The sequence below is a fragment of the Mesorhizobium sp. M0771 genome (assembly GCF_040320155.1).
Classification (GTDB): domain Bacteria; phylum Pseudomonadota; class Alphaproteobacteria; order Rhizobiales; family Rhizobiaceae; genus Mesorhizobium.
The window spans coordinates 1-23,590 of the sequence record NZ_JAMYPC010000008.1 but is presented as its reverse complement, the minus strand read 5'-3'; the positions used below and the strand labels follow the sequence as shown (position 1 = coordinate 23,590).

Annotated in this window: 21 protein-coding genes; 12 read left to right on the top strand and 9 right to left on the bottom strand. The window is 65.4% G+C overall.

All coding sequences use genetic code 11. The features are described 5' to 3' along the window. The first annotated feature begins 16 nt into the window (after positions 1–16). Complete coding sequence (locus tag NKI05_RS14250) at positions 17–2,113, top strand: alpha/beta fold hydrolase (protein ID WP_031205196.1); 2,097 nt, start codon at positions 17–19, stop codon at positions 2,111–2,113. Between the two features lie 9 nt (positions 2,114–2,122). On the opposite strand, the gene NKI05_RS14245 is transcribed toward NKI05_RS14250, so the two are convergent. Continuing rightward, positions 2,123–2,740: a TetR/AcrR family transcriptional regulator gene (locus tag NKI05_RS14245; RefSeq protein ID WP_023709407.1), complete on the bottom strand. Its 618-nt coding sequence runs from the start codon at positions 2,738–2,740 to the stop codon at positions 2,123–2,125. A 442-nt stretch (positions 2,741–3,182) separates the two neighbouring features. Between NKI05_RS14245 and NKI05_RS14240 the strand changes: the two genes are divergently transcribed. The 3 genes from NKI05_RS14240 to NKI05_RS14230 are packed head-to-tail and all read left to right on the top strand — an operon-like array spanning position 3,183 to position 6,954. Further along, positions 3,183–3,677, top strand: a complete 495-nt coding sequence (locus NKI05_RS14240) for a (2Fe-2S)-binding protein (RefSeq protein ID WP_023672519.1) — start codon at positions 3,183–3,185, stop codon at positions 3,675–3,677. Then, the gene (locus NKI05_RS14235) at positions 3,674–4,657 is read left to right on the top strand and encodes an FAD binding domain-containing protein (RefSeq protein WP_023743891.1); all 984 of its coding nucleotides are present in this window, start codon (positions 3,674–3,676) and stop codon (positions 4,655–4,657) included. Before NKI05_RS14240 ends, NKI05_RS14235 begins: the two co-directional genes overlap by 4 nt. Beyond that, positions 4,654–6,954 carry a xanthine dehydrogenase family protein molybdopterin-binding subunit gene (locus NKI05_RS14230; protein ID WP_023743890.1) on the top strand — a complete coding sequence of 767 codons (2,301 nt, stop codon included), beginning with the start codon at positions 4,654–4,656 and terminating at the stop codon, positions 6,952–6,954. Before NKI05_RS14235 ends, NKI05_RS14230 begins: the two co-directional genes overlap by 4 nt. A 184-nt stretch (positions 6,955–7,138) precedes the next feature. Here NKI05_RS14230 and NKI05_RS14225 read toward each other — a convergent pair whose 3' ends face one another. Continuing rightward, entirely contained in the window at positions 7,139–8,149 is a 1,011-nt protein-coding gene (locus tag NKI05_RS14225; protein ID WP_023688978.1) for a zinc-dependent alcohol dehydrogenase family protein, read from the bottom strand. Between the two features lie 106 nt (positions 8,150–8,255). On the opposite strand from NKI05_RS14225, the gene NKI05_RS14220 reads away from it, so the two are divergent. Together NKI05_RS14220 and NKI05_RS14215 are read left to right on the top strand one after the other, a co-directional pair. Further along, positions 8,256–9,203, top strand: coding sequence for a LysR family transcriptional regulator (locus tag NKI05_RS14220; protein ID WP_023743889.1), 948 nt, complete (start codon positions 8,256–8,258; stop codon positions 9,201–9,203). Between the two features lie 95 nt (positions 9,204–9,298). Then, positions 9,299–9,799, top strand: coding sequence for a hypothetical protein (locus tag NKI05_RS14215; protein ID WP_245260094.1), 501 nt, complete (start codon positions 9,299–9,301; stop codon positions 9,797–9,799). A gap of 140 nt (positions 9,800–9,939) precedes the next feature. Here the strand turns inward: NKI05_RS14215 and NKI05_RS14210 are convergent, their stop codons facing one another. The 3 genes from NKI05_RS14210 to NKI05_RS14200 are packed head-to-tail and all read right to left on the bottom strand — an operon-like array spanning position 9,940 to position 12,699. Beyond that, positions 9,940–10,830: a ribokinase gene (locus NKI05_RS14210; protein WP_023814860.1), complete on the bottom strand. Its 891-nt coding sequence runs from the start codon at positions 10,828–10,830 to the stop codon at positions 9,940–9,942. Beyond that, on the bottom strand, positions 10,827–11,702 hold the full coding sequence (locus NKI05_RS14205; RefSeq protein WP_023672510.1) for a MurR/RpiR family transcriptional regulator: 876 nt from the start codon (positions 11,700–11,702) through the stop codon (positions 10,827–10,829). The genes NKI05_RS14210 and NKI05_RS14205 overlap by 4 nt, the downstream gene beginning before the upstream one ends. 13 nt (positions 11,703–11,715) lie before the next feature. Continuing rightward, positions 11,716–12,699, bottom strand: coding sequence for a TIM barrel protein (locus NKI05_RS14200; protein WP_352792492.1), 984 nt, complete (start codon positions 12,697–12,699; stop codon positions 11,716–11,718). A gap of 238 nt (positions 12,700–12,937) precedes the next feature. On the opposite strand from NKI05_RS14200, the gene NKI05_RS14195 reads away from it, so the two are divergent. The 6 genes from NKI05_RS14195 to NKI05_RS14170 are packed head-to-tail and all read left to right on the top strand — an operon-like array spanning position 12,938 to position 18,809. Next, on the top strand, positions 12,938–13,540 hold the full coding sequence (locus NKI05_RS14195; protein WP_023703071.1) for a CDP-alcohol phosphatidyltransferase family protein: 603 nt from the start codon (positions 12,938–12,940) through the stop codon (positions 13,538–13,540). Positions 13,541–13,581: 41 nt separating this feature from the next. Next, positions 13,582–15,363, top strand: a complete 1,782-nt coding sequence (locus tag NKI05_RS14190) for a bifunctional alpha/beta hydrolase/class I SAM-dependent methyltransferase (protein ID WP_031205197.1) — start codon at positions 13,582–13,584, stop codon at positions 15,361–15,363. A 4-nt stretch (positions 15,364–15,367) separates the two neighbouring features. Continuing rightward, complete coding sequence (locus NKI05_RS14185) at positions 15,368–16,723, top strand: phosphatase PAP2/dual specificity phosphatase family protein (protein ID WP_352792489.1); 1,356 nt, start codon at positions 15,368–15,370, stop codon at positions 16,721–16,723. A gap of 10 nt (positions 16,724–16,733) precedes the next feature. Beyond that, positions 16,734–17,168 (top strand): hypothetical protein, encoded by a 435-nt coding sequence (locus NKI05_RS14180; protein ID WP_023693832.1) that lies wholly within the window; start codon positions 16,734–16,736, stop codon positions 17,166–17,168. Between the two features lie 3 nt (positions 17,169–17,171). Continuing rightward, on the top strand, positions 17,172–17,840 hold the full coding sequence (locus NKI05_RS14175) for a lysophospholipid acyltransferase family protein (protein WP_023672504.1): 669 nt from the start codon (positions 17,172–17,174) through the stop codon (positions 17,838–17,840). Positions 17,841–17,879: 39 nt separating this feature from the next. Beyond that, complete coding sequence (locus NKI05_RS14170) at positions 17,880–18,809, top strand: phosphatidate cytidylyltransferase (RefSeq protein WP_031201228.1); 930 nt, start codon at positions 17,880–17,882, stop codon at positions 18,807–18,809. 10 nt (positions 18,810–18,819) lie between these two features. Here NKI05_RS14170 and NKI05_RS14165 read toward each other — a convergent pair whose 3' ends face one another. The 4 genes from NKI05_RS14165 to NKI05_RS14150 form a co-directional block, all read right to left on the bottom strand. Then, on the bottom strand, positions 18,820–20,427 hold the full coding sequence (locus NKI05_RS14165; RefSeq protein ID WP_023751870.1) for an FGGY-family carbohydrate kinase: 1,608 nt from the start codon (positions 20,425–20,427) through the stop codon (positions 18,820–18,822). A gap of 161 nt (positions 20,428–20,588) precedes the next feature. Then, entirely contained in the window at positions 20,589–21,317 is a 729-nt protein-coding gene (locus NKI05_RS14160; protein WP_023814863.1) for an SDR family oxidoreductase, read from the bottom strand. Between the two features lie 27 nt (positions 21,318–21,344). Beyond that, on the bottom strand, positions 21,345–22,604 hold the full coding sequence (locus NKI05_RS14155) for a sugar ABC transporter permease (RefSeq protein WP_023695496.1): 1,260 nt from the start codon (positions 22,602–22,604) through the stop codon (positions 21,345–21,347). Further along, positions 22,601–23,425: an ATP-binding cassette domain-containing protein gene (locus NKI05_RS14150; RefSeq protein ID WP_023814864.1), complete on the bottom strand. Its 825-nt coding sequence runs from the start codon at positions 23,423–23,425 to the stop codon at positions 22,601–22,603. Before NKI05_RS14150 ends, NKI05_RS14155 begins: the two co-directional genes overlap by 4 nt. Positions 23,426–23,590 lie beyond the last annotated feature (165 nt).

Here is a 23,590-nt window from a genome sequence, read left to right as displayed (position 1 = left end):
GACCGTGGCGGATCCGATGACCGGACCTTATCTTCACCTGCTGGGTGGTTTCGACTTTGGTGGCGTCGGGGCCACGGTTCCAGCCATCAGCCGCAAGGCGCGTGCGATGGTCGCCTATCTCGCGCTGCAGTCGGGGCATTCGCAGTCGCGCGAGAAGCTGGCGACCCTGCTCTGGGGCATCAACAGCGAGGCGCAGGCGCGAATGAGCCTGCGGCAAGCGGTATCGTCTGTCAGGAAGGCCATGCAGACGTGCGGCGGCGGCCGCTTCCTCACCGATGGCAACAGCGTCGCTCTGCATCTCGACGGCCTTGATTTCGACGTCGCGCGGTTCGAGGCGCTGGTCGCCAGCCCGGCACCCGAAGACCTCGAACTGGCGCTCAATGTCTACCGCGGCGACCTGCTCGACGGCTTCGGCCTGAAGGAGGAGCCATTCGAGGACTGGCTGAGGATCGAACGCGAGCGGCTGCGGGCACTGGCCGTCGCGGCGCTCGACAGGCTCGTCGCGCATTATGCCGCGACGAACGATCCTGCCGCATGCGTGCGCGCGGCGGCGCGCCTGCTGGCCATGGACCCGTTGAGGGAGGATGTCCACCGTGCCCTGATGCGCGCCTATGCGGCGCAAGGCAGGACCAATCTCGCGCTGAAGCAATATGAGCACTGCCGCACCGCGCTTCTACGCGATCTCAAGCTGCAGCCGGAGCCGGAGACGCGGCAATTGTTCGAGACGCTGCGCACACGCCGCACAATGGCGCCGGCACGGCCACCCACGACTGATGCGGATGACGCTACCGGCTTCAGCCACGAACTCGCAGCCCCCCCGACCCACTATGTCAAATCGGCCGGGATCAACATCGCGTATCAGGTGACCGGCGACGGTCCGGTCGACCTGATCCATGTGCCGGGATGGGTCTCCAACCTCGACCACGCCTGGGGCTCGCCGCGGCTTTCGCATGTGCACCGGCGGCTCGGCACTTTCTCGCGCCTAATCCGCATGGACAAGCGCGGCACCGGGCTCTCGGACCGCAATGTCGGTCTGCCGACCCTGGAAGAGCGGATGGAAGATGTGCGGGCAGTGCTGGATGCGGTTGGCTCGAAGCGCACGGTGCTTTTCGGCAGCTCCGAGGGCGGCCCGATGTGCATGCTGTTCGCGGCGACCTATCCCGAGCGCACAGCGGCACTCGTGCTCAATGGGGCCTACGCCCGCGGCAGGTGGTCACAAGACTATCCGTGGGCGAAGACAAGCGAGCAGGTGGAAGAGGATCTGGCGATCGTCGAGAAAGAATGGGGAGCGGCGGCGGATATGAGCAACGCGGCGCCCAGTCTGATGAGCGACACGTTCGAGACAGAATGGTTCGCCGCCTATCTCAGGAATTCTGCCTCGCCCGCCGACGCGATCGCCCTGTGGCGCTGGGGAGCCGAAATCGATGTTCGCGACATTCTGCCTGCTGTCCATGTTCCGACACTGATCATGCAGACGACTGGCGACGGCTGGGTGAAGCGGGAAGAAGGACGTTACCTGGCGACGCACATCGAGGGCGCCCGATACATTGAGTTCGCCGGCCGCGACCACGTCATCTGGGGCGAGAATTCCGATCGGATCGTCGACGAGATCCAGGCTTTCGTCACCGGCGCCTTGCCGGCGGCCCCAGGCGAACGGCTGCTTGTGTCGGTGCTGTCCCTCGATATGACGGGCTCGCCTTTCGGCATCGACCCGGCCGAGCGGCACGCCGAAGCGCTCCGTGGCGAACTCCTCGCGGCCGAAGGCAGAGAGATCAGCCGATCGGACGGCAAGGTGCTCGCGGTGTTCCAGCGGCCAACGCGGTCGATCCAGTGCGCGATCGCCATCCGCGATCGCTTGCGGCAATCCGGTGTCGAGGTCCGCTCGGCGGTGCATATCGGCGAGTGCGAGCAGCGGGGCCATCAATTTTCAGGCGCGGCGATCGAACTGTCATCGCGTCTGCTTGACCATGCGCGGCCGGGCGAAATCATCGCATCAAGGACGGTGCGCGATCTCGTGGTCGGCTCCGGCCTGCGGTTCGAGGAGCGTGGCGAAATGGCGGCAAGCGGGCTGCCCGGCGCGTTTCGGTTCTATGCGGTCGATGGTTCGGCTTGAGCCGCTAGGTCACCTCTTCCCTGCCCCGAACCGCAGCCCGTCCATCAGCAGCTTGACCAGCCGGCGCGAGCGGTCGCGCCAGTCCTTGGTGTCGGGGGCCGAGTAGATGCCGCCGAGTGCGTGCAGCACATCGGAGGCGTCGACGTCGCTGCGGATCGAGCCTTCGGCCACCGCCGCCTCGACCAGTTGCCGCAAGGCCAGCGACACCCGGCCCGACATGTCGGAGAACACGGCGGAATTGGTGTTGAACAGGATGCGCAGGCTGGCCGCCAGGCCGCGCTTGGTGGCGATGTAGTCGACGAAGCGCTGCATCCACTGTTCCAGCGCCATGTCGGCCGAATGGTGGCTGGCGAGGTCATCGGCCGCCGCACAGAGCGCCTCGACTTCACGCCGGTAGACCACTTCGACCAGATGCTCGCGGGTTGGGAAATGCCGGTAGAGCGTGCCGATGCCGACGCCGGCCTGGCGCGCGATCTCCTCCAGCGAGGCATCGACACCGTGCTCGGCAAAGGCCGCTGCCGCAACCTCGACCAGCCGGTCGCGGTTGCGCTGCGCATCGGCGCGCAGCGGCCTTGGCGCTGCGGCTTCGCGCTTCTCGTCGGCAATTGCTTGCGACTGCTCGGTCAATTTTTTCTCCACTGTCGATATATGGGGGCTTGAACCCAAAGGGGTAAGTCCCCAACTAGATAAACGGAGGCGCCTCCGTTTTAGTGGAGCAGTCTTATCATATAATCAGGGGAGCCGGTATGTCACGTGTTGAGATTGTGAAGACTGAAGCATCCCTGCCCGCTGGAGAGTTGGGGCGGCAGAGCTGCCAATCTCCCCACTCGTGGGGGAGATGTCCGGCAGGACAGAGGGAGCGCTGTCCCGCCGACCAACACCCGCTTGGAAAGGTCTATTTCGACGCATGTAAATCGGGAACGTCGCATTCCTTCGCGCCCCCCTCTGCCCTGCCGGACATCTCCCCCACAAGGGGGGAGATTAGGCGCACCGTCGCCTCTTCCCTTGTCCTCTCCCACTCGAGCCCATTTCAATCCCCTAGCGTCAAGCAACTGGAGCCAGACGCCTCATGACCGACCAAACCAAATCCACCACTATCCCAATCCGTCTCACCATCAACGGACACAGTCACGAACTGCAGGTCGAGCCGCGCGTCACGCTGCTTGACGCCTTGCGTGATCGCCTCGACCTGACCGGCACCAAGAAGGGTTGCGACCAGGGCCAGTGCGGCGCCTGCACGGTGCATGTCGAGGGACAGCGCGTGCTGTCCTGCCTGACGCTTGCAGCACAGGTCGAAGGCCGCGAGATCACCACCATCGAAGGATTGGCCGGCGATGACGGCACGCTCAACGCGGTTCAGGCTGCTTTCCTCGACCAGGATGCTTTCCAGTGCGGCTACTGCACGCCGGGACAGATCATGTCGGCGGTCGCCTGCATCCGCGAGGGCCATGCCGGCTCGGATGACGAGATCCGCGAATACATGGCCGGCAATCTGTGCCGCTGCGGCGCCTATCCGCACATCGTTGCCGCCGTGCGCCAGGCGGCACTGGAGGTCGCGTCATGAGGGATTTTTCCTACGTTCGCGCCGATAGCATCGATGCGGCACGACAGGCAGCCGCCCTGCCTGGGGCCATGCTGCTTGCCGGTGGCACGACGCTGGTCGATCTCGCCAAATGCGGCGTGGCCGAACCCGACAGCCTGGTCGACATCACCCATCTCAAAGGGCTCGACGCCATCAAGGTCGACGCTGACAGTGCCATGATCGGCGCGCTGGCCAAGATGAGCCACGTCGCCGACCATGCCGAGATCAAGAGCCGCTTTCCCGCGGTCTCCGAAGCGCTGTGGCAGGCGGCTTCCGCGCAACTGCGCAACATGGCGACCATCGGCGGCAATCTGATGCAGCGCACGCGCTGCCCCTATTTCCGCGATCCCGCGAATTTTTCCGCCTGCAACAAGCGCTCGCCCGGCACCGGCTGCTCGGCGATCGGCGGCGTCACCCGCGGCCATGCCGTGCTCGGCACCAGCGACGCCTGCATCGCCATGTATCCCGGTGACCTCGCCACCGCGCTGGTCGCCTTCGATGCCGTGGTTCATCTTGGCGAACGCCAGGTTGCCGTCGACGACTTCTTTCTCCTGCCCGGCGCCACGCCCGACAGGGAACATGCCATCCAACCGGGCGAGATGATCACCGCCATCAGCATACCGGCTTCCGGCACGGCCCGGCGTTCGACCTATCTCAAGATCCGCGACCGGCAGTCGTATGAGTTCGCGGCTGCAAGTGCCGCAGTCGGCATCGACTTCGAAGCCGATGGCCGCACCATTCGCGACCTGCGCGTCGCGCTGGGCGGCGTCGCGACGAAGCCGTGGCGGGCGCACGCCGTGGAAGCGGCGTTGAAGGGCAAGGTGCTCAGCGAAGACAGGGTGCGGGCAGCCAGCTTGCTCGCCGTGGAAGGGGCCATCGGCCACGGCGCCAACCACTACAAGATCGAACTGGCGCCGCGCGTCGTCGCCCGCGCCATCCTCAAGACGGGAGCCATGGCATGACCATTCACGACCCCAGGACACGGCACGGCGACGCTTCGGACGGCACTGCCGATCAGGTTGGCGGGCGGCTGTCGCGCGTCGACGGCCCGGCCAAGATTACCGGTGCGGCAAAATATGCCGTCGAGCAGCAGCTCGACGGGCTAACCTACGGCGTCCTGGTCGAAAGCACGATCGCATCAGGCAAGGTGCGCTCGATCGACACGTCAGCTGCCGAGGCGGCCTCTGGCGTGCTCAAGGTGCTGACGCCCGATACCATCATGAGCCTGCGGACCGCATCGGACTGGTTCGGCACACCGCCGCCGGACAAACCCTACTGCCCGCTGGCGCGCGACATCACCTTTTCGGGCCAGCATGTCGCCGCGGTCATCGCGGAGACTTTCGAGCAGGCCGTCGCGGCAGCGGCGATGGTCAAGGTCAGCTATGACGAGACGCCGGCCATCGTCGACCTCAGCGACGCCAAGGCCGGCGACGGCATTCCGATCGCCGCCATGACCAAGGAATGGGGCGATGCGCAGGCCGCTTTCGCCGCTGCTCCGGTGCGCGTCTGCGGCGCCTATAACACGCCGCGCGAATACCAGGCGCCGATGGAGCCGCATGGCCTCATCGCGCGCTGGGAGGGCGACCGGCTGACCGTGTGGGAACCGAGCCAGTGGCTCGACGGCATGGCCCGCACCTATGCCGAATGGTTCGGCGTGCCGTTCGAAAATGTACGGCTGGTCTCGCCTTATATCGGTGGCGGCTTCGGCTCCAAGGCATTGGCGCTCGGCCATGGCGCGGTGGCGGCTGCCGCAGCAAAAATGCTGGGACGGCCCGCGAGGGTGGTCATGACGCGGCCGCAGACTTTTACCGGCTATGGCGGCCGCGCCGCGACGCGCCAGACGGTGACGATCGGCGCCGACCGTGACGGAAAGATCCAGTCGATCGTGCATCGCGGCGTCAACGAAACATCCATAGACGGAATGTGGGTCGAGCCTTTGGGCGTGGTCACCTCGATCATGTATGCGACGCCCAACTTCTCCTCGAAGCAGAATGTCGTGCGGGTGAATTCGGTGGTGCCCGGCGCCATGCGCGCGCCGGGCGAAAACCCTAGCGCCTTCGGCATCGAAAGCGCCATTGACGAGCTCGCCTACGAGGTCGGCATCGATCCGCTGGAGATCCGGCTGAGGAATTACGCCGAGCAGGATCCGCACGCAAAAAAGGCTTGGTCGACGCGGCAGTTGCGCGAGGCTTTCGCGGCTGGCGCCGAACGCTTCGGCTGGGCCCAGCGCACGTCCAAACCGCGTTCGATGCGCGACGGCAACCAGCTGATCGGCTGGGGCGTCGCCGCCGGCACCTATCCGGTGCGGCGCGCTTATGGCGAGGCCATCGTGCGTATCCTTGCCAACGGCTCGGTCGAGGTCGAAAGCTCCTCGATCGACATGGGCCAAGGCACGTACACGATCCTGGCGCAGACGGCGGCCGAAACGGTCGGCGTGGCGGCCGACCATGTCGTCGTGAAGCTCGGCGATTCCCGGTATCCCCGCGCCGGCGTGGCCGGCGGGTCGCGGCTGGCCGGCGTGATGACGGGCGCGGTCTACAAGGCGGCGACATCGGCGCTCGATCAGCTTGTCGGACTGGCGATCAGCGATCCGCGCTCGCCCTTCCACGCGCTGCAGGCCAACACGCTGGTCGTCGCCAATGGCCGCATCAGGTCGCCGCGCGGCGATGGTCCCGATGTCTCGATCGCCGACCTGCTGGCCAGCGTCGGCCGCGACCGCATCGAGGCCACCGGCGACACCATGCCGGCGAACTCGACCGCCGAGGATCGCTACAAGAACTACACCACCATCGCGGCGGCACTGCCGCACACCGAGGGCGACTATTCGCGCCACTCCTGGTGCGCGCATTTCATCGAGGTGCGCGTCGACGAGGATTTCGGCACCGTGCGCGTGTCGCGCGTGGTGTCGGCGCTGGATTCCGGCCGGCTCTACAACCCGAAACTCGCGGAGAGCCAGTGGAAGGGCGGCATCATCATGGGCATCGGCCAGGCGCTGCTTGAAGAAGGCATTGTCGACCGCAGGCATGGCCGCATCGTCAACAACAATCTCGGCGACTATCTGGTGCCGACCAATGCCGACATCCCCGATATCGAGGTCATCTCGGTCGGCATTCCCGACCTGCACTCCTCTGTGCTCGGCGGCAAGGGTGTGGGCGAACTCGCCATCGTCGGCGTAGCGCCGGCGATCGCCAACGCGGTGTTCCACGCAACTGGAAAAAGGATACGCGACCTCCCGATCACGCTTGAGAAGTTGATCTAGGAAGCGGCGTGCGTAATCTCCCCCCTTGAGGGGGAGATGTCGCCGAAGGCGACAGAGGGGGTCGCCTCTCGTAGAGCGCCAACCTCCTTCCGCCGCAGTAGGTCGAGCCCGGTCGGACCGACCCCCTCAGCCCTGCCGGGCATCTCCCCCTCAAGGGGGGAGATTGGCAGCTCGCGCGCCTCGGCTACCAGTCGAGCTTGAACGCAAGCTTGCCGAAATGCTGCCCGCCTGCCGCCATGTGCGCGTAGGCTTCGGCCGCCTGCTCCTGGCTGAACACCTTGTCGACGACCGGGTCGATGCGGGCGGCGGCGATGGCGCGGACGGCTGCGCGAAGGTCAGATACCGACCCGGTGTTGTTGCCGACCACCTTCAGTGCCTTGATGATGATCGGCAGCAGGTCGACCGTGGCCTCGGCGCCGGTGACGAAACCGATGGTGAACAGCGTGCCGCCAGGCGCGGTGGCGTTGACGGCGCGGGCGAAGGTGGCGGTGCCGGCGGTCTCGACGACGAGGTCGGCGCCGAGGCCGCCGGTCAGTTCCAGCACCTTGCCGTCCCAGTCGGGCGTCGCGCGGTAGTTGATGAGATGATCGGCGCCGAGTGCCTTCGCCCGCTCCAGCTTCTCGTCCGACGAAGAAGTGATGATGACGGTTGCGCCGGCGGCTTTCGCCAGCTGAAGGGTGAAGATGGAGACGCCGCCGGTGCCGAGCAGCACGACGACCGAGCCCGGCCCGACATCGGCGGCGCGGACGGCGTTCCAGGCGGTGGTCGCGGCGATCGGCAGGGTCGACGCCGCCTCGAAAGAGAGACGAGCCGGTACCGGCACGAGCGAGTTGGCCGGCAGCGCGACATATTCGGCGAGCGACCCCGGCAGCGAAATTCCGCGCATCTGCGTCATCTCGTTAGGCCGGGGCGGACCGCCGATCCAGCGCGGCTTGGCATGGGCAACGACGCGATCGCCGACGGCGAAATCCGTAACGCCCTCCCCCAGCGCGACGATCTCGCCGGCGCCGTCGGCGACGGGAATGAGCGGAAAGCCGGGCACACGATAATTGCCGCTGGCCACCGCCACATCGACGAAATTCAGGCTCGCGGCGCGCTGGCGGATCAGCACTTCGCCGCGCTGCGGTTCAGGCGTGGCAATGGTGGTGGCGCGAAAGGCGTCCAGCTTGGCGGCGGTCAGTTCGATGGCTTTCATGGCTCACGCATTCCTGTTTAAGGGGTCAATCGTCAGGATTGAGTGAAGCTATCTGCTGCGCTGCAAGCAGATAATCCGGAATTTTTACATTTGAGTCCTGTGCTTTATGCAGCAATCACACGACCCCGCCAGCCTTGCCGAAATGGCCGCCTTTGCGGCCATCACCGAAGCGCGCTCCTTCACCAAGGCAGCGTTGCGCGTCGGGCGCGACTCGACGGTTCTGTCACGCCGCCTGCAATCGCTGGAGCAGCGGCTCGGCGTGCGGCTGCTGCACCGGACCACCCGAAGCGTATCGTTGACGGAGGCGGGAGCGGAGTTCCTGATACGCGTCCGCGCCATCCTGGCCTCGGTAGACGAAGCCGAGGCTGCTGCTTCCGCGCATGCCAGCGGGACGCCGCGCGGCTTGCTGCGGCTGGCGCTGCCGGGAACCTTTGGCCGTATGTGGATCGGGCCGCTGCTGCCGCAATTTCTAGCGACGTTCCCGGATGTCAGCATCGAGGCCGAGTTCTCCAACCGGTTAGTCGATCTCGTTGCAGAGAACTTCGATGTCGCCGTCCGTCTCGGCGCGCTGGAGGACTCGCGCCTGGTGGCGCGCAAGATCGCGACACGGCGGCGGTTGCTGTGCGCTGCTCCCTCCTACCTCGCCCGCCGGGGCACGCCGGAAGCGCCGGAAGCGCTCACAGAACACGCCTGCCTCGGCTTCTCCGGCTTCCAGACCTTTCCAACCTGGGAGATGACCGACAGTTCGGGACGCCGCGTCAACGTCGACGTCTCGGGGCCGATGGTGTGCGACGATGCCGAGGTGCTGGTCGAAGCCGCGGTGCAAGGCCTCGGCCTGATGATGAGCACCGACTGGCTTGTCGGACGCGAACTCGCCGACGGACGGCTGGTGCCGGTGCTGGCGGACTGGACGCTGGCCGACGAAGGCGCGGTCTATGTCGTCATGCCCTCGGCCAAGGGACAAGCCGCCAAGACACGCGCCTTCGCCGAGTGGATCGGCAAGCGCTTCGCGCCGGAGCCGCCCTGGACGTCGAGGCCGGTCTCAAAGGCTTGATCAATGGGGCGCGCCGGGGGCTAAGACGGCATATGCCGCTGTCACCAGGCCTTTTGTCCTGTATGATCTCGTTGAATGTAGCTTGGGAGGGGATCATGCAAAGTGCATTGGCGAAGTTCATGATGGCAGGTTCCGTTCTGGCCGCGCTGCAAGCCGCGCAGCCGGCTTTTGCCGCGTCCTGCAACTGGAGCGCCAAGATGGAAGAAGACGAAGGCGGCAGCGTGCTGACGGCTTCGGTGTGCGGCGGACCGAAGGCCGATGCGCATCTGATGCTCGTCTGTTTCGACAAGCCGGTGCTGAGCTACGATCTGGGTGCGGCCGGCCAGCAGCTGGAACCCGGCATCAGCGCTTCCTTCACCTTCAAGGGCGGTGACAAGAGCGTGACCAAAAAGCTCGACCTCGAGGCCATGTATAATTACTTCACGGCTGAGCTGAGCAAAGACGATCCACTGCTCGGCCTGTTGCGCAGCAAGGGCGACGTCACGGTTACGGCCGACAAATATGGCGAGAACAGCTTTCCGCTGACGGGCTCGAGCGCTGCGATCGGTAAGGTGCTGGCGCAGTGCGGCAAAAGTTCGGCCGGCGAAGCGGACTGAAGCTCCCTACTTTCGACCACGCAGCTTGGTCCCGCGCCTCCATCAGGGCAAAGCCAAGCAGGTTCTCGCCGCGCCCGGTTTGCCGTTTCGCTCATCGACGGGGGCACGGGTTTGGAGGCGGCAATATGCGGCCTGAGTTTTCAACGCGAGCTGCGCTTTCCCTCCGGTGTCGCCACCAGCGAGGCGGCGGCGGCATTGGCCGTGGCGATCGCCGCTTCCATCGGATGGCCACGGGCGAGGCCTGCCGCGAAGGCGCCGACGAATTCGTCGCCGGCGCCATGGGTGCTGACGACTTTTACCGGAATGGCCGCCAGCGCGAAGGCCGCGCCGATCCGGTCGCAATAGGCGACGCCTTCGCCGCCGGCGGTGACGATCGCCGAGGGGTAGGTATCGATCAGCCGCCGCGCGGCTTCGGTTGCGCCGGCGAGCGTATCGACGACCGGAACGCCGGCCAAAAATTCCGCTTCGATGGCGTTGACGATGACGATGTCTATCAGCGCGGTCAATTCGGCCGACAGTGTTCGCGCCGGTGCGGCGTTGAGCACGACGCGGCCGCCGGATGCCTTCACCGCGCGCGCGGCAGCGATGTTTGCGGCGTCGGGCACTTCGTTTTGCAGCAACAGCACTGCCGTCTGTACCACCACCTCCCTTGCTGCCACGACGTCATCATCGTCCAGCGTGAGATTGCTGCCGGAGACGATCACCGCACCATAGTCGCCATCGCTGTCGAAGATCGCCACGCTCATGCCGGAGCCTGCGCCTGCCGCCACGCGCACGAAGCGGCGATCGACGCCGGCGCGATCTAGATTGGCCAGCAGCGCCGTGCCGAAATCGTCGTCGCCGACGGCGCCGATCATCGCCGCACGCACGCCGGCGCGTGCCGCCGAGACCGCCTGGTTGCCGCCCTTGCCACCGCATTTCGGCTGCCAGGCATGGCCGGTCACCGTCTCGCCCTTGCGTGGACGGTCGGGCGCGTCGACCATGATGTCGTAGTGCAGGCTGCCGAAGACGGTGACCAGCGGAACCGTCATGTGCCCCGGTCTTTTCGTTTCGAGGTGACGGCCGACATGGTGCGGCCGAGATTGCGCTCCGCCGCCTGATAGTCGCGCTGCGCCACCGCCACGAACAAAGCGTCGAGGATGTTGAGCTGCGCGATGCGCGCCGCCGCGTTTTCGCCCATCAGCGGCGAGCCTTGCGCGGTCGAGCACAGCACGATGTCGGCAATCTGGGCCAGCGGCGAGTTGTCGTAGTTGGTGATGGCCAGCGTGCGGGCGCCGCTCTTGCGGGCTAGATGGATGGCGTCGATGACGGCCGACGTGTTGCCGGAATGCGAGAAGCCGACGGCGATGTCGTCGGCGCCGAGGAGCGAGGCCGACATCAGCATCATGTGCGAGTCGTCATAGACAGACGCGCGGATGCCGATGCGCAGGAATTTGTGCGAGACATCGCGGGCGATCTGGGCGGAGCCGCCGACGCCATAGAAATCGCGGTTCCTGGCGCGGTAGAGCAGATCGGCGGCACGGTCGAAATCGTCCATGTCGAGGATCGCGAGCGTCTCCTCCAGCGCCTGGATCGAGGTGCGGAACACTTTCTGCACGATCTCGGCCGAGCTGTCGTCGACCGACAGTTCCTGGTGCATCTCGGCGGTCGGGAGGCGGCTGTATTCATAGACGGCGGTGCGGAAGTCGCGGTAGCCGGAGAAGCCGAGTTTCTTGGCGATCTTGACCACCATCGCCTCCGACACGCCGGCCTCCTCGGCGATCTGCTTGAGCGGAATGGTCTCGTCGAAACCGCGCCGGCCGAAGACGGTTTCCACCACCTTGGCCTCAAGCGGGGTGAGATGCGGCATCATCATGCGGATGCGCGGCCCCACGGCTTTCAGATCGAGATTGCTCAACGTCATCCACGTCCCCTCGTCACGACCCGAGCATGGCTTCCTGGACGATAGCCTGCGACGTCACGGCGTCCTGGCTGTCCATGGCGGCGGACAGGCGGTTATCCTTCTCCAGCCGGTCGACAACGCGCAGCAGGCGCTTGACGGTGGCGATGTTGACTTCGCATTCGTGCACCGGATCGAGCCCGGTCATGTCGGGGAAGGTGTCGAAGTAGATGGCGCCGGCGTAGCCGTCGCGGCGGATCTGGCGCAGCAGTTCGATGGTCTGCAGCGTGTGCACCGCGCCGACCATCAGGCCGTCGTCGCGCTTGGCATAGCCATCGTTGAGATGGACGCCGAGCAGCTTGCTGTGGCGAGCGATCAGCGCCGCGGCGAAGGCCGGCTGTTCGTCGGCATAGAGCACATGGGCGAAATCGAGCGTGACGCCGAGAGTGGGTAGGCCGACCTCGCGGATCGCCAGCAAGGTGGTCGCCGCATCCGGCATCAGCGAGTAGGAGCGCGGTTCGTTAGGCTTGTACTCCAGGCTGATCTGGCAGCCGGGATCATGCGCGGCAACTTCACGAATCCCCTCGATTTCGTGCTGCCAGAGCGTCGCATAGTCAGTTTGAAATGCATAGTCGAAGCCATCCTGGCCCAGCCACAGCGTCATCAGACTGGCGCCGGCCGCGCGCACCGCATCGATACCGGCCTTGGTCAAGTCGATGGCTTCGCGGCGCACCGCCGGGTCCGGATTGGTGAAGGCGCCGAGCTTGAAGGCCGGATTGGAGTAGTAACGCATGGCAAAGCCATTGATGGAAAGCCCGAAATCACCGAGCTTTCGGGCGATTTCAGCCGGCTTTTCACTGACATGGTCGGGGAAATTAAGATCAAGGTCGGTCAGCCCGTCGACCTTGGCCGCGCGGGCTGCCATCTGCAGCATGGACGGCTTGCCGGTAAGATCAGGCCATTCGGCTTGCGGCCGCGAGGCGAAGGAATTCAGGCGGGTGGCGAAGCGACTGTTTGTCATGATGGACCTTTCAGTGATTTACTTCATATAAATACGAATATTTGTAAAGTTCTCATTTGCGAGGCGGTTTGTAGCGCGCAACATCCTGCTTGGCCGAGATCTTCGGCTGCGCCTCTGCATCCATGCCGGGAGTTTCGAATCCCGCAACGGTGCGGATGCTGGTGCAAGCCCTTGCGCCCTGCCTGCCGATTGACCAATCTCGCCGACACTGTCATGAGCCGCGGTTGGGGGATCGCACATGCCAACGCTTTATCAACTGAAACCGGCCTTTCAGGCCAGGCTGCGGCCGCTGGCCGACCGGCTGGCCGATGCCGGCGTCACCGCCAACCAGATCACGCTTCTCGCCGCGGCGCTCTCCATCGCCACCGGCCTGGTGGTCGCGGCCTTTGCCTACCATCCCCTGGTTTTCCTGTTGATGCCGGTGGTGCTGTTCGTGCGCATGGCGCTCAACGCCATTGACGGGATGCTGGCCAGGGAACATGGGCAAGCATCAAAACTCGGCATGTTTCTCAACGAACTCTGCGACGTCGTCTCGGACCTGGCGCTGATCCTGGCCTTTGCCACCTTGTTCCCGGCCTGGGGTGTCGTCGCCTTCGCTATTACCGCCATGCTTGTCGAGTTCGCCGGCGTGCTTGGCGTTGCCGCAGGCAGCGGGCGCAACTATGCCGGGCCGTTCGGCAAGAGCGACCGAGCCCTGGTGCTCGGCGTCATCGGCTTTCTCCTCGCTTGCGGCCTGTGGGTGGCGGGGATCGCGCCGTTTGTGTTTCCGATCATGGCTACACTGTCGGGGATAACCGCCATCAACCGGATACGCAGCGGCCTTAGAGCGGGCGGCACCTGATGCCAAAGCGTCAGGCACCCGACCGCCAGAGGGAAACCATGATCCACCAGACCATCGCCGCCCTAGCACCGGCAAGCCTCGAGCGCATCGCGCAGGAGCGCACGTTCAAGAGCCATGACGGCACCGAGATCTTCTACCGCTACTGGCCGGCCGCCGGGTCGGCGCCAAAGGGTGCGATCCTGCTGTTCCATCGCGGCCACGAGCATGGCGGCCGCATGGCGCATCTGGTCGACGAGCTCGCCATGCCCGACCATGCCTTCTACGCCTGGGACGCCCGCGGCAATGGCCGATCGGCCGGCGAGCGCGGCTATGCGCCGTCCTTTGCCGCCCTGGTGCGTGATATCGACTGCCTGGTGCGCGAGATCGGCCGGGATGGTTTTGGCCAGCGCGACATCGCGCTGATCGCGCAGTCCTTCGGCGCCGTGCTGGCTGCTGCCTGGGTGCATGACTATGCGCCCGACATCCGCGCGCTGGTGGTGGCTTCACCGGCCTTTTCGGTCAAGCTCTACGTGCCCTTCGCCAAGGAGGGCATTGCGCTGTGGCAGAAGCTCAAGGGCCGCTTCTTCGTCAATTCCTACGTCAAGGCGAAGTTCCTGACGCACGATGCCGAGCGCATCGCTTCCTTCGACGCCGATCCGCTGATCACGCGACCGATCGCCTCCAACATCCTGGTCGAGCTTTACGACCACGCTGCCCGCATCGTCTCGGACGCGCGCGCCATCACCGTGCCGACGCAGCTCTTGATCTCCGGCAGCGATTGGGTGGTGCGGCATGGACCTCAGCACGAGTTCTTCGTCAATCTCGGCAGCAGCGCCAAGGAGCGGCATGTGCTGCCCGGCTTCTTCCACGACACGCTGGGCGAGCGCGATCGCAAGCAGGCGCTGGACCTGATCCGGCCATTCCTCGAAAAGCAATTTGCAACGCCGGAGAAAACCATCGACTTGCTTCAGGCCGACCGCGCCGGCTACACCCGCGACGAGGCAGAGAGGCTCGCCTCGCCGCTGACGCTGCTGTCGCCCAACGGTATTTTCTGGGCGATGAGTCGCGCCTCGATCCGCATGGGCGCCTGGCTGTCTTCGGGCATGAAGATCGGCATGGCCACCGGCTTCGATTCCGGCTCGACGCTCGACTATGTCTACGAGAACGATGCGCGCGGCACCGGCTTCATCGGCCGCATGATCGACCGCACCTTCCTCGACGCCATCGGCTGGCGCGGCATCCGCCAGCGCAAGCTGCATCTGGAAGAGCTGATCGGCAACGCCGCCGCCAGCCTGAAGGCAGCTGGCCGTCCCGTCCACATGCTCGACATCGCCGCCGGCCACGGCCGCTATGTACTCGATGCCGTCGCCAAATGCACTGAACCGCCAGCAAGCGTGCGGCTGCAGGATTATTCCGAGCTCAATGTCGGACTGGGTTCGAAGCTGATCGCCGAGCGGCAGCTGCCGACCAGCGTCACCTTCCATCAGGCCGACGCCTTCGATGCCGACATGCTGGCCGGGCAAAAGCCGGCGCCGGACCTCGCCATCGTCTCCGGGCTTTACGAATTGTTCGCCGACAACACGATGATTTCCCGCTCGCTCGGCGGGCTGGCGAGCGCCATGCAACCCGGCAGCCTGCTCGTCTACACCAACCAGCCATGGCATCCGCAGCTGGAGATGATCGCGCGCAGCCTGACCTCGCATCGCGGCGGACAGGCCTGGGTGATGCGGCGGCGCACGCAAGGCGAGATGGACCAGTTGGTGACGGCTGCCGGTTTCGCAAAGATCGACCAGCGCATCGACCAATGGGGCATCTTCACCGTCTCGGTCGCACGGCGCGTCTGAGACCATGGCCCTGCCTGTCACTGACCCTGCCCCGGCGCGGGAACCCTATTTGGGCATCGTGCTGAGGGCAGCCCTTTGGCTGGCGCTGCTGGCGCCATTCTTCTATTCGACCTATGGCTTTGCCAACTGGCTGGCGTCGCGGCGCGACCATGTCGGCAGCATCGTGTTTGCCTGGGAACACGCCATCCCGTTCGTCGCCTGGACGATCATGCCCTACTGGTCTATCAATCTGTTCTACGGCCTGTCGCTGCTGCTCAACACGACCAGGCGCGGCGTCGACCGGCTCGCCGGCCGCTATCTCTCGGCGCAGATCATTGCCGTCGCCTGCTTCATCGCGTTCCCGCTGACGGCGACCTTCGTGCGGCCGGAAACCACCGGCCTGCCGGGTTTCCTGTTTGCGGTGCTCGGTGGTTTCGACAAGCCGTTCAACCAGGCGCCATCCCTGCACATCGCGCTGCTGGTGATCATCTGGGACCATTGGCGTCACGTTCTGGCACGTCACCGTCTCGGCGGCATTCTCCGCCCCGTCTGGCACGTCTGGTGTTTTCTCATCGGCGCCTCGGTACTGACGACCTGGCAGCATCATTTCATCGACATTCCGACCGGCGCCCTGCTCGGCCTGTTTGCGCTGTGGCTGTTTCCGTCCAAGGGCGAGCTGCCATTCTGGGGTTTTCGGTTGACGGCCGACCCAAGGGCGCGGCGGCTGGCGGGTTATTACGGGCTGGGGGCGGCCCTTGCTCTGGCCGGCGCTGCCGAGGGCGCGTTGGTCTCCGCCGATTTTATCATCCTGTTGTGGCCGGCATTGGCGCTGGCCATCGTCGCCTTCGCCTATGCTGGGGCCGGGGCCAAAGTGTTCCAGAAGGCAGCCGATGGCAGCGTCTCACTGGCCAACCGTATCCTGCTCCTGCCCTATCGGCTTGGCGCCCGGATCAATGTGTGGGTATGGACCCGCCAACTGGCGCCGCAAGCGGAGATCACCGACGGTGTTTTCCTCGGCCGGTTTCCGAGTGCCGACGAGGCCAACCGCTTCGGCACAGTGATCGACCTTGCCGGCGAGATGGAACGGCCGCGCGGCGTGACCTGCCGCTGGATCAGCTACGCGATGCTCGACCTCGTGGCGCCGCCTCACGACAGGCTGGAGCGAGCGGTGGCGGCGATCGAGCTGGCGCGCCGGCGCGGCACCGTCCTGGTCTGCTGCGCGCTCGGCTTCCAGCGCAGTGCAGCCGTCGTCGCCGACTGGCTGGTGGTGACGGGGCGCTCGTACACAGCTGCACAGGCGCGCAAGAAACTCGCCGCGTCGGGCAGGCCCGTGCACCTTCAGATCGGGCTGGATGAACCGGGGCTGGAAGAACCGACATGAGTTGGCCGGCATGAGTGGCGACAATTTTCCCGAGAAGGCCGAAATATTCGCCGCCGGGCTAATGGTGCAGGCGGTGTGGCCGATCCTGCTGGTGGTCGCGGCTGTGATGGCAGCGCCGGTCATCGGCCTGGTGGCCGGACCGCAGACGACAGCGCTGTCCGCGGCGGCCTGGCTGGTCGCGGCGGCGAGCGCCGTGGCCACGCTGGCTCTTTCGGCCTTGCTTTTGTTCGATGCGCTGCTGTTCCGGCTGATGGCAAGCCACGCCAGCGAGGCCGCCGGGGGTGCCGCGGTCGACGATGTGCTGGCGCGCATGCGCCTGAAATCCACCACTGCCGGCGGCCGCTCGCTCGACCATCGCATGGCAGGCACGCGCCGCCTGCTGACAAGGCAGCGCATGGCGCTCGCCATGTTTGCTGCGGCATCCCTTTTCGCAGCATTTGTTTGAGCCATGACAAAACTTCACCTGCGCGCCAACACCTTCACCTTGCTGCAGACGGTGACGTCGGTCGGCCTGTCGGCGGCGGCCTGGGTGGTAACCGGCGTCAGACCAATCTGGAACGGCAGCCAGCCGTCGGAGCGGCAGCGCATCTACTTCGCCAACCATGCCAGCCATGGTGATTTCATCCTGCTGTCGGCTTGTCTGAGCGAGAAAGTGCGCGCCCGCACCCATGCGATCGCGGCGGCCGAATATTGGGGCAAGTCGCGGCTGCGCCGCTTCATCGCGCAGGACATGCTGTCGTCCGTGCTCATCCACCGGCAGTGGACCGACGAAACGCAACACCCGATCTCGATCATGCTGTCGGTGCTCGACGACGGCCACTCGCTGATCCTGTTTCCCGAAGGCACTCGCAACACGACGGAGGCGGATCTGCTGCCGTTCCGCTCCGGCCTCTACAATCTGTCGATGGCGCGGCCGGATGTCGAACTCATCCCGTGCTGGATCGAGAACATGTCGCGCGTGCTGCCCAAGGGCCAGTTCCTACCGGTGCCGCTTTTGTGCCGCGTCGTCTTCGGTCCGCCGGTGGCGATCGCGCCCGGCGAAGAACGCCGCACCTTCCTCGAGCGCGCGCGCCAGACGCTGCTGTCGCTCAACCCGCGTCCCGATCGGGACCACTAGCATGACCAGGCAAAGAGACTTCGTATGACACTGCCGCCAATGCATGAAACCGTCATCCTGCTGGCCGGCCTGATCTGCGTGCTGACCATGGCGAGCATCGTTGCCGGTATCCTCTCATGGCGGGCGCCGAAGCCGCTGCCCTCGACGCTCGTCAACTTGAACCAGCGCATCAACGCCTGGTGGGTGATGGTGCTGGCGATCACCGTCGCGTTCTTCTTCGGCCGCACCGGCATGACCATCCTGTTTGCGCTGATCTCGTTTGCCGCGCTGCGCGAGTTCGTGACGCTGACGCACAGCCGGCGCAGCGACCACTGGGTGCTGCTCGGCATGTTCGGCATCATCATTCCCTTCCAGTACTGGCTGGTGTGGACCGCCTGGTACGGGCTCTTCACCATTTTCATCCCCGTCTACTGCTTCCTCTTGATGCCGGCGATCACTGCGCTCAACGGCGACACCGAGCGCTTCCTCGAGCGGGTGTCGGCGCAGCAATGGGCGGTCATGATCTCGGTCTACTGCGTCAGCCATGTGCCGGCGCTGCTGACGCTCAACGTGCCCGGTTTCGAGGGCCGCAACCTCCTGCTCATCGCCTTCCTGATCATCACCGTGCAAGGCAGCGACGTGCTGCAATACATTTTCGGCAAGCTGTTCGGCCGGCATTTTTTGTCGCCGTCCGTTTCGCCATCAAAGACCTGGGAAGGGCTGATCGGCGGGCTGGTGTCATCGAGCCTGCTCGGCGCGCTGCTGTCGTTCCTGACGCCGTTCTCGCCGCTCGCGGCGGCAGGCGTCGCCTTCATCGCCTGCCTGATGGGGTTCCTTGGCGGGCTGGTGGCGTCGGCGATCAAGCGCGACCAGGGCGTCAAGGACTGGGGTCACCTGATCGAGGGTCACGGCGGCATGATGGACCGCGCCGACAGCCTGGTCTTCGCCGCACCGGTGTTCTTCCACATCGTCCGCTATTTCTGGACGTGAGCCAAGCCGTTCAATCGCGGATGGCGCGGCCTGCCTGCTGCAGCAATTCGAAGGCGGCGAAGCGCTTGTCGTGCCAGGGCACGAGGTCGCCACCGGCCGGGCGATAGATGTCGCCGATGCGCGACATGCCGGTCATCGCCGCGATCACATCGGGATATTTTTGCGCTGCCACCGCCGCCAATATGGCCGAGCCGAGCAGCACCGGTTCGGGCGAGGTCGAACCGGCGACGGTCAGCCCCGTCGTGTCGGCCAAAAGCTGACGTACCAGCTCGCTTTGCGCCGCACCGCCGCTGACGACGATAGTGTCGATGGCAATGCCTTTTTTGGCCATCGCCGCCAGGATCTGGCGAACGCCGTAGCCGATGCCCAGCAGGCCGCCGACATAGAGGGCGACCAGACTGTCGAGGGACGTGTCCATGCCAAGCCCGGCGATCAGGGCCTTGGACTCGGGATCGGCGAAGGGCGAGCGGTTGCCGAGGAATTCCGGCACGACATGCAGTCTCCCGGCCAGGTGCGCTACGGCGGACAGGTCGGCGGACTGCTTCGCCGCCTGCTGACCAAGCCAAGCGGTCAGGCCGAGACCTTCCGCCTTGGCTTTTGCGGATGCCTCAGCCGTGGCCGGATGGAAAGCGACGAGGTGGTCGATTGCAGCACCCGCCGCCGATTGCCCGCCTTCATTGAGCCAAAGCCCCGGCACCATCGAGGAAAAATACGGACCCCAGACGCCGGGCACGAAGGCCGGCTCGCTGGTGCTGGCCATGGTGCAGGCCGAAGTGCCGAACACATAGGCCATGCGCGACTGCAAGGTGCCGACCGAGCCCTGCCCGCCAACCGTGCCGACGCCGCCGGCATGGGCATCGATCAGGCCGGCCGCAACCGGCGTTCCCGGCAGCAGGCCGAGATCGGCCGCGGCGGCCTCAGTGAGGCCTTGGGCAAGTGCCGTGCCACCCTCGACGATTTCGGTGCCGATGCGGGCAAAGCCTTCATCGGCGAGCGCGCCGAGGCCGATGGCACGGAAATAGGCATCGTCCCAGCGCCGCTCATGACCGAGATAGGTCCATTTGCAGGTCAGCGTGCAGATCGAGCGCGCCAGGCTGCCGGTCGAGCGCCAGGTCAGATAGTCCGTCAGGTCGAAGAAATGCTCGGCCGCATCGAAGGTGGCGGGCAGGTTCTCGCGCAGCCACAGCAGCTTCGGCGTTTCCATTTCCGGCGAGATGGTGCCGCCGACATAGTCGAGCACGGCGTGCTTGCCGGCATTGATGCGCTGCGCCTGGTCGAGCGCGCGGTGATCCATCCAGACGATGATGTTGCGCTGGCTGTCGCCGGAACTGCCGGCCGGCAACGGCGCGCCATCCTGGCCGACCACGACCAGCGAACAGGTGGCGTCGAAGCCAATGCCGGCAATGTCGCGCCCGGCGAGCCCCGACTTGGTCACGGCTTCACGCACGCTGGCGCACACCGCGCGCCAGATATCCTCGCTCGACTGCTCGGCGATCTCACCGGGTTCGATAAACAGTGCGATGTCACGCTTCGCCGAGGCGAGCATGGTGCCCTTGCTGTCGAACACCCCTGCCCTGGCGCTGCCAGTGCCGACATCGATGCCGAGGAAGTGGGACATGGGGAACCTCAGAAGTTAGGCAGTAGGCAGTAGGCATTAGGCAGTAGGCAGTAGGCAGTAGGCAGTAGGCAGTAGGCGAGATGGACGGCAGTGAATGGTCAGTTGCAAGAGCCTCTCCCCATTCCCTACTGCCTAACGCCTAAGGCCTAACGCCTACTGCCTCACAAATCATTGCTCTGCGGCAGGATCACCAGGTCCCGGATGGTGACGTTCCGTGGCCTAGTCAGCATGAACAGCACGGCTTCGGCGACCTCGACCGGTTGAATCAGGCCGCCCTTGGCCAGTTCATCCTCAAGCTTGTCCTTCGGCCAGTCGCTGATCAGCGCTGTCACCACCGGCCCCGGCTGCACCGCGCCGACGCGCAGGCCGTGCGGGGCGACCTGCCGGCGCACCGTGTGGACGAAGGCCTGCACGGCATGCTTGGATGCCGTATAGATCGGCTCCCAGACCACCGGCACCAGTCCGGCGATCGAAGACGTCACGATGATGTCGCCGGTCTTTCGTTCGACCATATGCGGAAGCACGGCGTGTATGGAACGGAACACCGCGTTGATGTTGAGGTTCAGCATGCGGTCCCACACATCGGGGTCGCCTTCGAGCACCGGGCCTCCGACATAGGCGCCGGCATTGGCGTGGAAGATATCGAGCTGGCCGGCCTTGTCCAGGATTTGCGGCATCATCGTCGCGACGCTGGCCGGCTCCATCAGATCGATCACCAGCGGGATCGCGTTGGGACCGAGTTCGGTGCAGACGCTTTTCAGCGCGTCGGCGGCGCGGTCGACGAGCATAACGCGAACGCCCGCGGCGATCAGCGCCCTGGCGCATTCCAGGCCTATGCCCGACGCGGCGCCGGTGATCGCCGCGACTTTTCCACTCAAATCCTGAGCCATTCTTCTATCCTCGTATTCTCTGTTGGTTCAGGCGCGGCCGTGGGAAACCCGCGAGCGGCGTGCCAGGGAGTCGACGATGACCGCAATCGCCAGAACGGCGCCGGTGATCATGTAGCGAAGCGACGATGACAGATCGAGCAAGGTCAGCCCGCTGGCGATCGACTGGATGACGATGATCCCGAGCAGCGCGGAATAGGCGCTGCCACGGCCGCCAAACAGGCTGGTGCCGCCTATGACCGCCGCCGCAATGGCGTTGAGGTTGACGTCGCCGGTGCCGGCCTGCTGGCTGGCAGAGGCCAGCCGCGCCGCCGACAGCACGCCGCCAAGGGCGGCGAACATCGAGCACATGACGAAGGCGCTGAGGTAGATCGAGCGCACCTTGATGCCGGCGCGGCGCGCCGCTTCGCGGTTGCCGCCGACGGCGGTCATCGAGCGGCCCCATTGGGTGCGGGTCAGCGCATAGTTCATCGCCACCACCAGGCCGACGAACAGGCCGAACATCCACGGTATGCCGCGCGCCTGGTTGAGATAACCGACGATCAGTTCGAGCAGGATGGTCAGGGCGGCGACGCGCACGATGAGGCCGCCGACAGACGGCGCCGACAAATTGACGGCCCGGCGGCGGCTGACGGTGCGCAGGCCGGCGATCAGCATGACAATGCCGGGCAATGCCGCCAGTGCATAGGACAGCCAGTCCGGCATGACCAGCAACTGGCCGAAATTCACCAGGTTCGAGCCATAGGGCAGATTGATCGAGCCGGTGGAGCCCAGAATATACAGCTGCAGGCCCAGCACGGCGAGCAAGCCGGCCAGCGTCGAGACGAAACTCGGCATGCCGAGCCGGTTGAACAGCAAGGCATAGAGCGCGCCGATGAAGCCGCCGACGGCGATCGCGGCGAGGATGGCGAGCGCCACCGGCCAGCCCTGGTTGACCCACAGCGTGCCGACCATGGCCGAAGCAAAGCCGCTGATCGAGCCGACCGACAGGTCGATCTCACCGACCATCAGCACACAGACGATACCGAGCGCGATGACGCCGACGGTCGAGCAGTCGAACAGGAGATTGACCAGATTGCTCGACGAGACGAAGACCGGATTGAGGGCAGTGAACACGCTCCAGATGATGACCAGTCCGACAATCACCGGCAGCGAGCCGAGGTCGCCGGAGCGGACGCGGTCGAAGAAGGCGCTGATGGCGCCACCAACGCCGGCCTGGTGCTTGACGCGCACGTCGCTGCGGTCGAGCGCCGTCGACGAGGAGGTGTCCTGCTTGGGCTCCGCGCTCATGGCCGCTGCTCCTGGTTGTGCGCTTGTTCGGCGGCCTTGCGCCGTTCGGCGCGGCGCGACACTGCATTGTTGGCGGCGCCGGTGATGGCGCTGACCAGTTCCTGGTTCGAGGCGTCGGGTTCGAAGACGCCGTTGTTGCGGCCGAGCCTGAGCACGACGATGCGGTCGGCGACGGCGCGCACGTCCTCCATATTGTGACTGATCATCAGCACGCCGAGCCCACGCTCGCGCACCCGGTCGATGAGGTTCAGCACTTCCGCCGTCTGGGCGACGCCAAGAGCGGCGGTCGGCTCGTCGAGCAGGATGACCTTGGGGTCGAGCAGCAGCGAGCGGGCGATCGCCACGGTCTGGCGCTGGCCGCCGGACAGCGAGGCGACCGCCTCGCGGACGCTTGGAATACGCGCCGACAATTCGTTGAGCAGCGTCCAGGCGCGGATCTCCATCGCCACCTCGTCCAGCCGCAGCGGGTTGAGCTCCTTGCCGAGGAAAATGTTGGCAACGACATCGAGGTTTTCGCACAGCGCCAGATCCTGGAAGACGGTGGCGATGCCGAGCGTCAGTGCAGCGCTCGGGTCGGGCATGGTCACTTGCTTGCCGCGGAAATTGATGGTGCCCGAGCTCGGCTGATGGACGCCTGCAAGGACTTTGACAAGCGTCGACTTGCCGGCGCCATTGTCGCCGACCAGCGCCACCACCTCGCCGGCATGGACGTCGAGATCGATATCGGTGAGCGCCGAAACGGCACCGAAATTCTTCGAGATGCCGCGCAGGCTGAGCACCAGCTCGCCTGCCGAAACCGGTCCGTCAGAGATGTCAGACATAATGGCAAACCTTTCCGGATGGCCGGTCAAGAGTGACTGCGGACTTGCCGGCCCCCCCAAAGCGGGGGGGGGGCAGGGATGGGAGGGTTATTAGGAGAATTTTTTTAATTGTTTTTCACAAAAACCGCCGCCCCGATTTTGCGGCGTGATAGGCTAGTGGGGGTG

Coding starts and splice junctions, on each gene's coding strand:
- NKI05_RS14165 (WP_023751870.1), bottom strand. CDS start 20,427: ATGTCCCACTTCCTCGGCATCGATGTCGGCACTGGCAGCGCCAGGGCA.
- NKI05_RS14185 (WP_352792489.1), top strand. CDS start 15,368: ATGGCCCTGCCTGTCACTGACCCTGCCCCGGCGCGGGAACCCTATTTG.
- NKI05_RS14210 (WP_023814860.1), bottom strand. CDS start 10,830: ATGACGGTTCCGCTGGTCACCGTCTTCGGCAGCCTGCACTACGACATC.
- NKI05_RS14215 (WP_245260094.1), top strand. CDS start 9,299: ATGCAAAGTGCATTGGCGAAGTTCATGATGGCAGGTTCCGTTCTGGCC.
- NKI05_RS14235 (WP_023743891.1), top strand. CDS start 3,674: ATGAGGGATTTTTCCTACGTTCGCGCCGATAGCATCGATGCGGCACGA.
- NKI05_RS14150 (WP_023814864.1), bottom strand. CDS start 23,425: ATGTCTGACATCTCTGACGGACCGGTTTCGGCAGGCGAGCTGGTGCTC.
- NKI05_RS14195 (WP_023703071.1), top strand. CDS start 12,938: ATGCCAACGCTTTATCAACTGAAACCGGCCTTTCAGGCCAGGCTGCGG.
- NKI05_RS14170 (WP_031201228.1), top strand. CDS start 17,880: ATGCATGAAACCGTCATCCTGCTGGCCGGCCTGATCTGCGTGCTGACC.
- NKI05_RS14175 (WP_023672504.1), top strand. CDS start 17,172: ATGACAAAACTTCACCTGCGCGCCAACACCTTCACCTTGCTGCAGACG.
- NKI05_RS14225 (WP_023688978.1), bottom strand. CDS start 8,149: ATGAAAGCCATCGAACTGACCGCCGCCAAGCTGGACGCCTTTCGCGCC.
- NKI05_RS14205 (WP_023672510.1), bottom strand. CDS start 11,702: ATGACGTTGAGCAATCTCGATCTGAAAGCCGTGGGGCCGCGCATCCGC.
- NKI05_RS14240 (WP_023672519.1), top strand. CDS start 3,183: ATGACCGACCAAACCAAATCCACCACTATCCCAATCCGTCTCACCATC.
- NKI05_RS14180 (WP_023693832.1), top strand. CDS start 16,734: ATGAGTGGCGACAATTTTCCCGAGAAGGCCGAAATATTCGCCGCCGGG.
- NKI05_RS14160 (WP_023814863.1), bottom strand. CDS start 21,317: ATGGCTCAGGATTTGAGTGGAAAAGTCGCGGCGATCACCGGCGCCGCG.
- NKI05_RS14155 (WP_023695496.1), bottom strand. CDS start 22,604: ATGAGCGCGGAGCCCAAGCAGGACACCTCCTCGTCGACGGCGCTCGAC.
- NKI05_RS14250 (WP_031205196.1), top strand. CDS start 17: ATGACCGGACCTTATCTTCACCTGCTGGGTGGTTTCGACTTTGGTGGC.
- NKI05_RS14220 (WP_023743889.1), top strand. CDS start 8,256: ATGCAGCAATCACACGACCCCGCCAGCCTTGCCGAAATGGCCGCCTTT.
- NKI05_RS14230 (WP_023743890.1), top strand. CDS start 4,654: ATGACCATTCACGACCCCAGGACACGGCACGGCGACGCTTCGGACGGC.
- NKI05_RS14200 (WP_352792492.1), bottom strand. CDS start 12,699: ATGACAAACAGTCGCTTCGCCACCCGCCTGAATTCCTTCGCCTCGCGG.